Source organism: Metallibacterium sp., from assembly GCF_054637675.1.
Genome location: NZ_JBTSRB010000039.1, coordinates 21,411 through 27,716, shown reverse-complemented (window position 1 = coordinate 27,716; position 6,306 = coordinate 21,411). Strand labels below are relative to the sequence as shown.

General features: G+C 64.4%; 7 protein-coding genes, 2 tRNA genes and 1 pseudogene. 1 reads left to right on the top strand and 9 read right to left on the bottom strand.

The annotated features are described in order from the left end of the window. Window positions 1-19: 19 nt before the first annotated feature. The 6 genes and pseudogenes from ACYDAT_RS11645 to ACYDAT_RS11620 all read right to left on the bottom strand — a co-directional run bounded on the left by ACYDAT_RS11645 (window position 20) and on the right by ACYDAT_RS11620 (window position 3,533). Window positions 20-1,104, bottom strand: a pseudogene (locus ACYDAT_RS11645) (IS1595 family transposase). 330 nt (window positions 1,105-1,434) lie between these two features. Next, window positions 1,435-2,190: a reverse transcriptase domain-containing protein gene (locus ACYDAT_RS11640; RefSeq protein WP_461450267.1), complete on the bottom strand. Its 756-nt coding sequence runs from the start codon at window positions 2,188-2,190 to the stop codon at window positions 1,435-1,437. After that, window positions 2,123-2,305 (bottom strand): hypothetical protein, encoded by a 183-nt coding sequence (locus ACYDAT_RS11635; protein ID WP_461450269.1) that lies wholly within the window; start codon window positions 2,303-2,305, stop codon window positions 2,123-2,125. The genes ACYDAT_RS11640 and ACYDAT_RS11635 overlap by 68 nt, the downstream gene beginning before the upstream one ends. Window positions 2,306-2,693: 388 nt before the next feature. Beyond that, complete coding sequence (locus tag ACYDAT_RS11630) at window positions 2,694-2,924, bottom strand: HGGxSTG domain-containing protein (RefSeq protein WP_461450265.1); 231 nt, start codon at window positions 2,922-2,924, stop codon at window positions 2,694-2,696. Window positions 2,925-3,345: 421 nt separating this feature from the next. Beyond that, window positions 3,346-3,420 (bottom strand) — tRNA-Val (locus ACYDAT_RS11625). Between the two features lie 22 nt (window positions 3,421-3,442). After that, window positions 3,443-3,533 (bottom strand) — tRNA-Ser (locus ACYDAT_RS11620). 107 nt (window positions 3,534-3,640) lie between these two features. Between ACYDAT_RS11620 and ACYDAT_RS11615 the strand changes: the two genes are divergently transcribed. Next, entirely contained in the window at window positions 3,641-4,312 is a 672-nt protein-coding gene (locus ACYDAT_RS11615; RefSeq protein WP_461450263.1) for a PP2C family protein-serine/threonine phosphatase, read from the top strand. Window positions 4,313-4,345: 33 nt separating this feature from the next. Here ACYDAT_RS11615 and dnaQ read toward each other — a convergent pair whose 3' ends face one another. The 3 genes from dnaQ to ACYDAT_RS11600 are packed head-to-tail and all read right to left on the bottom strand — an operon-like array spanning window position 4,346 to window position 6,191. After that, window positions 4,346-5,098, bottom strand: coding sequence for a DNA polymerase III subunit epsilon (dnaQ, locus tag ACYDAT_RS11610; protein ID WP_461439968.1), 753 nt, complete (start codon window positions 5,096-5,098; stop codon window positions 4,346-4,348). Continuing rightward, window positions 5,095-5,541, bottom strand: a complete 447-nt coding sequence (gene rnhA / locus ACYDAT_RS11605) for a ribonuclease HI (RefSeq protein WP_461439969.1) — start codon at window positions 5,539-5,541, stop codon at window positions 5,095-5,097. Before rnhA ends, dnaQ begins: the two co-directional genes overlap by 4 nt. Then, the gene (locus tag ACYDAT_RS11600; protein WP_461450261.1) at window positions 5,538-6,191 is read right to left on the bottom strand and encodes a class I SAM-dependent methyltransferase; all 654 of its coding nucleotides are present in this window, start codon (window positions 6,189-6,191) and stop codon (window positions 5,538-5,540) included. The genes rnhA and ACYDAT_RS11600 overlap by 4 nt, the downstream gene beginning before the upstream one ends. Window positions 6,192-6,306 lie beyond the last annotated feature (115 nt).

The following is a 6,306-nucleotide window of genomic DNA, read 5'->3' as shown; positions in this document are numbered from 1 at the left end:
ACCTGATTCGCCCTGATCCTCAGCCATGAAAATTGCTCGCCATGCGCAAGGTCGGCTCGGGATGCGGCTTGCACAGCATCATGGCACGCGCCAGTCGCGGCAGCATCGCACGCAGGTCAAATCGGCGGTTGAAACGGTAGGCCGCTTCCGCCAGATACAGGCGCGCGTCCCGAAAAGGGACTTCCTGCGGTCGTACTTGCCGTGCCGGATCGCGTGGTCCCTTGGGGACTTCCGTTGGTCGTAGCTGCCGCTGATAGCGCGCTTGACGTTGCTCAGTAGCACGTTGACCCAGCGCGCGCCTTGCGCCTCGCAGGCGGCGCGACCGCCGCCGGTCTCCAGCACCGTGTGCGCGTGCCCGGTATCGGCGAAGCGGCGGAAGCAGAACAAGCCATCGCTGAAGACCTCGGCGTCCGGTGCCAGATGCCGCGCCTGCCAGTCCTTGATGCTTTCATCGTCGAAGCTGCGCACCGGTTCGATGACCGCGTAGGTCGGGTGCTCGAGCGCTGCGTCGGTCTGCACCGCGATCAGGAACGCCTGCTTGTTCTCCGAGCCACGCCCCGGCTTGCCACCGTTGCGCTCTCCGCCGAGGTACGCATCGTCGATCTGCACGAAGCCCGACAACTGGCGCGGTGCCTCGCGCGCGGCCATCGCTTGCATCACCTTGTGCTTGATGCGCCAGGCCGCCTTGTCCCTTGGGGACTTCCGTTGGTCGTAGTCGACGCCCAGGTGGCGCTTCAATTCCAGGGCCGCCATGTTGGTCCCTTGGGGACTTCCGTTGGTCGTCTTGGTCGCGGTCAACAGGTGGATGGCCAGCAGCCAAGTGCGCAGCGGCAGCTTGGTCGCTTCGAAGACGACCAACGGAAGTCCCCAAGGGATCGTGCCGCTCAGCAGCGTCGTCTGATGACGGCAGACGCGACACTGGTAGTACACCTGCCGGCCGCGGCGAAAGTGCGAACGCCGGCGATCCCCGCAGGCCGGGCAACGAAAGCCGTGCGGCCAGCGCGCCTTGTACAAGGCGCGGTAGGCTTTGGCTTCGGTGCCATAGCGCTGCATGAATTCGGCCATCGACAGGCCCTGCTGGAACTGGATCAGGTTGATCGACATGACGGTGCCCTCGGTGGAGAGGGCATCATCGTTACCCACCGCCGTCGCAAATCACGCGACGCCGGGCTGAGGATCAGGGCGAATCAGGTCAGCGGATGGCTCGACTCGATTGTAGCTCCTGATTCACCCTGATCCTCAGCCATGAAAGTTGCTCGCCATGCGCAGGGCCGGCTCGGGATGGGAATTGCACAGGATCTTCGCGCGGCCAGTCGCGGCGATGTCGCGCGCAGGTCGATTCGGCGGTTGAAGCGGTAGGCGGCTTCCGCTCGGCTTCATGGTGGAAGATCCGATGATGTCTGGATGGTCGAATTGATTGCTTGGTAAGGGCAATTATCGCAGAGTCTTGCTTTGCAATGGATTGACCGAGTTGACGTAGCTAAGAATTCCAGCCTTGGCAAATTCAGACATGGCCGTCTGGTAGCTCAGTCGAAGCGCTGCCATCCGCTTATCAGTGATATCGAGCGCGGCGTGCGAAACGCGAATATTGAAGGCCGTGACCTCCTCCGCTGGTCCCTCCCTCTTTCCAACGCCAAGTGGGAAGAACGCTTTGCTGGCCACATCGACCACTTGCTGACCAACCGCACCAAGGAGGCCCTCATCATCGCCTGAGATGATGATGTCATCTACATACACGCTGACTCGAAGGTCACCTCGACCACTAAGCTTCCGCAGGTACGCCCCGAGCTTGCTCTTCTCTAGTGCCAACGATGCGAGAACGGGGGACTGGACAAACCCGTATGGCAACACGAAGCCTTCGACGCCAGGTCTTTTCACGACACTCTCGCTGGCCATTTCCCGAGCGTTTGCGTAAGAGAACCATGACTTGAGGCATCGGGTAATACGCGACTTGCTTACCCGGCCAAAAAAGTCATCAATGTCCGCCCGGAAGAAGAACTTACTTGGCATGTGAGAGTGCACGGCAGCAACATGCCCACCTCCACGCAAGTGAAAATAGAAACAAGGCGGTTTCCAGCGTGCTTCGACCGCACTCTTGATTCGCTGACCAGTGACCCTGGCTTCATCCGTAGGCGCAAAGACCCATCGGCCAGGCTTCAGCTGATAGCAGTGAGTCCATTTCTGCGTCATAGACTTGGGAGTAGTTAGATGCCATGCCCACGAGTGCAGTCAGGAAGTGGAAAATGACCACCGCCAGATTGATGCACGCGAGGACTAGGCGGGTCTTACGAGTGGAAATCTTCATCGTAGATCCTCCTTTACTCTAGCTCTGGCATGCCTAGCGCAGCGCGCATGGACACTAACCAACAACATGACATATATGGGAACAACTAAGGTATCCATATATGGCAACAAGCAACGTCACTAGGTGACAGAGTAAAGGGATAGGCAACCTTCGCCTATCGCCAGAGCGCGATTAGTGTAGCAGCCAACGCTCGCATTGTGGTCTCAGCAAGAGCACGAGGGCGACTGATCGAGCTGTCCCGACGCCCCCCGGCGTCCCACACGCTTTTGAGGAGTACAGCGAGCCAGCGCATGGGCGCGTCCACTATGGGTCGCACTGTGCCACATTGCACGCGCTCGACAACCTTAGCTTTTGTTAACAACTTGCGCCCTACGACCCCGCCGCCACCTTACGGTTTCTTACTATCTTGCGCCCTGCGAGCGCCGGGCAGGTTGCGCGTACAGCGTGCTTTCCCTTCTGGCGTGCGCGGGCCAGTCGATAGGCCGCCATGCCACTTGCAGCGACCGTGCGCGAGCTTGGCCGCCTGGCACGGCCTGCCGGATCGGGTGCGCGCGTTGCACAGTCTCGGATCGTCGCCGGCATAGTCGGGCGGTACGCCGCGCCGATGATGTCCCTGCACATGCGCTGCGCGCAGCGTGCATCACGCACCGCAGTGATTGTCGGCGCAAGCGGGCAGAGCTTAATTCTGGAATGTGTGCAGCAGGCAATCCGAGATCGCGCCTAACGATCCGCGTGCCTCAATGCACTGGGGGCTGTTCGAGCAATTTTTCCGCGCGAGTCCGCGATGCGAAGTCCCGGGCAAAAAGCGATACAGGAGTTCTATACCGACATCATGCTGGACTACGGGGCAGTGCTTGAGCAGCCGCTCGGTTTTCTCGTTTTGAGACACGCTCGGACTCCCCGCATGGATCGTGTGCAGTGTACGTCTTGCGCCGATTCCGACGTGTCGCAGCCCGCGGCGGGACCGCTCCCATTTACCGCTCCCATTTCGGAATCGGAACCATGCCCAACTGTATGATTCTATAGTGAAATAGTGGCATTGGTGGGCGGTACAGGGATCGAACCTGTGACCCCTTCCATGTCAAGGAAGTGCTCTACCGCTGAGCTAACCGCCCACGTGGGCCGCGAAGTGTAATGTGGCGGAGAGGGTGGGATTCGAACCCACGTTACGGCATAACCGTAAACCGGATTTCGAGTCCGGCGCATTCGACCACTCTGCCACCTCTCCGCGACGCCTGTGCGGCACGCTGCACAGGGCCGCGAATGATACGGGCAGCGTCGCATCGTGACAACCGCGGCGGCATTGGGCATGCTCGCGTGCTTTGGAAGGACGCCATGTTCGAATTCGGTCACGCCACCCATCCGGGCCTCAAGCGCCAGTTCAACGAGGACGCCTACGCGGTGGATGCGGCGGCTGGCGTGTTCGTGGTCGTCGATGGCATGGGCGGGCCGGGCCATGGCGAGGCGGTGGCGGCGGTGGCGCGCGATGAAACCCTGCGCGCGGCGCGCTTGGGCATGCCACTGGATGAAGCCGTGCGCAGCGCCGCGGCCGTGGTGGCGAGGCATCTGGCGCAGCATCCGGCCGCGCATCCGGCGGGCGCTGCGCTGGCGGTGCTGCGTCTGGCCGAACCCGACTTCGAGCTAGCCTGGGTGGGCGATTGCAGCATCCTGTTCGGCGGCAGCGATGCCGCGCAGGTGGCCGCCGCCGCCGCCCTGCCCTGCAGCGGCGAGGACGCGGCACACCGACCTGCCGCGACCGCGCTACTCGGCCTCGGCGCCAGCGATGCGCTACGCATCGGCCTGCGCAAGGGCAAGCTGCGTCATCCGGTGGCGATTCTGCTGTGCAGCGACGGCGTGATCGAGGCCAGCACGCCGCAGGCACGCCAGCAGGCGCTGATTCGCCATGATCTGAGCGCGCAGGAATCGGTTGAACACCTGTTGCTGGACGCGCTGGCGCACCACGCGCGCGACAACCTCACCGCGATTCTGGTGCGCTTGCGCCATTGAGCGTGACGCCGCGCCATGCGCGGCAAACCACGGCTATGCGCCATCCCCGGCGTCGGCTTCGAGTCGACGCCACACACACGCGCCCTTGCTGGCCTTGTCCAGCGCGTCCAGCCGCAGTGCATGCGCGGCCTGTTCCTCGATGCTCGCGAGCAGCACGCGCGGACGCTGCGTGATTCTGATCGCAGCACGCGCTTGCGTACTCATGCGCGCGCCCTTGCCCGCCGCGCCCGCCGCCTCGGCATCGAAGGCGAAACCCAGTGCGCTTTGTCCAGCGGTGAGCGCCAGGTACACATCGGTCAGCAGCTCGGCGTCGAGCAGTGCGCCATGCAGTTTGCGGCTGGAGTTGTCGATCTCGAAGCGCTTGCACAAGGCGTCCAGCGAATTGCGCTGCCCGGGAAAGCGCTCGCGCGCCAGCAGCAGCGTGTCGGTGACGGCGAGGCGCTGTGCCAGCGGCACGTGCGCAGCATCGAGGCGCTTCAGCTCGGCATCGAGAAAGCCCAGATCGAAGGCCGCGTTGTGGATGACCAGTTCGGCGCCGTCGATGAACGCCAGCAGCTCCGCCGCCACCTCGACAAAACGCGACTGCGTGGACAGGAACGCATCATCCAGCCCGTGCACCGCCAACGCGCCGCGGTCCACGGCGCGTTCGGGGTTGAGGTAACAATGAAAATGGCGCCCGCTGCGGCGGCGATCGCCCAGCTCGACGCAGCCGATCTCGATCAGGCGATGGCCTTGATTCACTTCCAGGCCGGTGGTTTCGGTATCGAGTACGACGATGCGGTTCATGCGCGCGGCTGGGCCTCGGCGGCGGCGCGCGCGGCCTGGTCCACGCGCTCGTTTTCGGGATGTCCATTGTGGCCGCGCACCCACGACCAGCGCACCTCGTGCGGCTTCACCGCGGCGTCCAGACGCTGCCACAGATCCTGATTCTTCACCGGCGCCTTGCTCGCGGTGCGCCAGCCGTTGCGCTGCCAGCGCGGCACCCATTCGGTGATGCCCTGGCGCAGATACTGCGAGTCGGTGCTCAGCTCGACACGGCACGGTCGCCGCAAGGCTTCCAGCGCGGCGATGGCGGCCATCAGCTCCATGCGGTTGTTGGTGGTCTCCGGCTCGCCGCCGCTGAGCACGCGCTCGTGCGCCTGCTTGCGCAGCAGCGCCGCCCAGCCGCCGCGGCCGGGATTGCCGAGGCAGGCGCCATCAGTCCATATCCGCACTTCGATGGAACTCATGACGCGGCGCGCTGCGTGCCGCCGGGCAACACCGGCACGCGCCGACTGGCGAATGCGCCGCGCGGCTCGCGTGTCAGCAGCAGAATGCGCGCGCTAGCGCGGCGCTTGCGCACCACCAGCAGATAACTGGAGCCTTGCCGCTGCATCAACTCGCGCTCGAATCCATGCGCGCGCAGCAGACTCGACAGCGCCCGCGCCGAGCGCAGATGGCAGGGCACGCCCGCGCGCTGCGCGCGCTGCCGCAGCCACCACGCTTGCGGATGCCAGGCGGCGAAACCGCACAGCAGCACGCGCGCGCCCGGCATCGCCACGCGCGCCAGCTCGGCAATCAGCGCCACGGGCGTGGGCGTGGGCGTGGCTTCGAGTACATGACTCACGACGAGCAGCGCGAAGCTGTCCTCGGCGAATGGCAATTCGCAGGCCAGCGCACGCACGCTGCCGTGCCAGGCCTCGCCATCCAGCTCAAGCCGCGTCCAATGCCCCAGGCCGTTGGCCGACTCCGGCAGCGCGGCACCCATCAGCCCGGCGCGGCGCAAGTGCAGCGCATGCGTGCCGTTGCTGGTGCGCAGGAATGGCGCCAGCAACGCCGCTTCCGCGCGCTGCAGCGCGCGCGCGCGCGATTCGGTCAACACGGCGGAGCATTCAGGCATGCCGCGCATTGTGCGCGATAACGCGGGCAAGGTTAAGGCGCACCGCACCCGCACCCGCACCCGTCACCCACGGTCACAAGACCGATAATGCATGCATCGTCGCCGCTCGGGAGCA

Coding starts and splice junctions, on each gene's coding strand:
- ACYDAT_RS11640 (WP_461450267.1), bottom strand. CDS start 2,190: ATGACGCAGAAATGGACTCACTGCTATCAGCTGAAGCCTGGCCGATGG.
- ACYDAT_RS11635 (WP_461450269.1), bottom strand. CDS start 2,305: ATGAAGATTTCCACTCGTAAGACCCGCCTAGTCCTCGCGTGCATCAAT.
- ACYDAT_RS11615 (WP_461450263.1), top strand. CDS start 3,641: ATGTTCGAATTCGGTCACGCCACCCATCCGGGCCTCAAGCGCCAGTTC.
- dnaQ (WP_461439968.1), bottom strand. CDS start 5,098: ATGAACCGCATCGTCGTACTCGATACCGAAACCACCGGCCTGGAAGTG.
- rnhA (WP_461439969.1), bottom strand. CDS start 5,541: ATGAGTTCCATCGAAGTGCGGATATGGACTGATGGCGCCTGCCTCGGC.
- ACYDAT_RS11600 (WP_461450261.1), bottom strand. CDS start 6,191: ATGCCTGAATGCTCCGCCGTGTTGACCGAATCGCGCGCGCGCGCGCTG.